The 1,793-nt window shown below is 49.1% G+C and carries 1 protein-coding gene; it reads left to right on the top strand.

The genetic code is table 11. The features are described from left to right. Positions 1–1,695 (top strand): FkbM family methyltransferase (locus NW844_RS12770; RefSeq protein ID WP_414336187.1); only part of this gene is annotated, 1,695 nt, incomplete at its 5' end. Positions 1,696–1,793: the final 98 nt, after the last annotated feature.

Raw genomic sequence — 1,793 nt, 5'->3', positions numbered from 1 at the left:
GTGCCGGTTCTTACCCTGGTAGGCCGCCATTACTATGGCCGCATGAGCTACAGTCTGCTGAAAAATATCGGTCTAGAAGACTGCATCACCTGGTCGGTCGAAGAGTTTATCCAACGTGGGATCCAACTGGGCAACAATCCGGAGCAACTCAACCGAATTAAAAAGCAAATCAAAGATTCTCGCCGCTGGTCGATAATTTGGGATCCGCGCGAGCATGCCCGCAGCATGGAAGCTGCCTTCTTCCACATTCTGGAAGGCAAGCCTCATGAAGCCTATGTCTTTCATCCTAACGACTTGTACTCCAGCCCAGACGAATGGAATCAAGCAGGGATCCAGCTCATCCGTTCCCTAGGCGCCGAGGCTTCCGTTTCAGCACGGCAATCTACTTGGGAAGAAGCGTTATCTTTGTGGCGAAGAGGTCTGGCAAGGGATCCCTATCATGTTCCCTGTTGGCTAAACCGAATCCATGCCCTATTGGTATTGGGAGATCGTTCTCGCGCTTTTGAGGATGCCTATGCTCTACTGGAGTTTTTGTGTACGGAAGCCCAGGATCTGCAACCTTCCCAGTTGACAGATGTTCCCATTTGGGTTCAAAGCGAAGGTTTTTCGGATCCCGCTGCTTCTACAAAACATACCTACCTATACTATTTAGCTAAGTGGATGGCCGCCCACATTGGGGTTGTATATAGCCCAGGAGCCATGAGGTTTTGGAACCTGACTTATTCTATAAACCCAGATGACACACAGGCAGCCTTGGCGGTGGGAGTTGAGCTCCTCTCGCAGAGAAAGATAGAAGGGCTAGTGCCAATCAACCGTGTGCTCAGTCTCGATCCAAACCATCAACTAGCAGGTCTAGTCAAGCAAATTGCGATGTGGGAAGTTGTACACCAAGTGCGCACAGCTTCTTTGCCTGGCCAGCCGGATCTTTATCTCAACTACGAAAATTGTAGGCTTTCACTAGAACCTTCATTCTCAAGTATCGTGACCCGAGTCCTACTTACCCAAGGGGAGTGGTTTGAGGAAGAAGTGGATTTCTGCCGTCACTTCCTAAAAGCAGGCATGAATGTTATTGATGTGGGCGCTAATGTTGGGGTGTACACTTTTCTTGCTGCACGCCGAGTCGGCCCGGCAGGCAGTGTGATTGCAGTTGAGCCGACACCTTCCTGCATTCAACACCTGCAAAAGACAATCAGTGCTAACTCCCTAGACAATATTGTTTCCCTTGTTGAGTCTGCCGCTGGAGACCATGAGGGTACCGTCCAATTTCAGGAAGAAAGGGCTACCGTATTTAACTCCATCAGTGCTTCAGGGCCGGTGTCAGAACAAAGATCAAGAGATGAAAAAGTAGTAAGTCTTACTACTTTGGATTCTATCTGGCGCTCGCAGGGAAAGTCGCAAGTTGATCTCATCAAGATCGACGCAGAAGGCGCCGAAGAGCAGGTCATATCCGGCGCGCTAGAGTTGGTTGCTGCCACCCAGCCTATTGTTATTTTTGAGAATATCAGCGGTTCTAAAGTTACGGGATCTGCTACCGCGAAGATCCTGGAGTCGCTAGGATATGGGTTTTATACCTACAACCGTTTCCTGAATAAACTCACCAAAGTTAAACCCCAGCAATATCCAGTTTCCGCCTTAAATATCATCGCAATCCACCCCTCAAGCTTGGAAAAAGTGGCAGATATGATACCAGCCTAGACTTACCAAATTCCTTGAAGAAGCAAGCCTTGAGCAAAATTAACTAACCCGAAGAACGCAGGGACTCCATCAACTGCTGGGGCGTCATCTGCTCGTAG

This window comes from Synechococcus sp. H55.2, from assembly GCF_047462495.1.
Taxonomy (GTDB): Bacteria; Cyanobacteriota; Cyanobacteriia; order Thermostichales; family Thermostichaceae; genus Thermostichus.
Note: the sequence above shows the minus strand (reverse complement) of the source record. Positions and strands in the feature narration are given on the sequence as shown.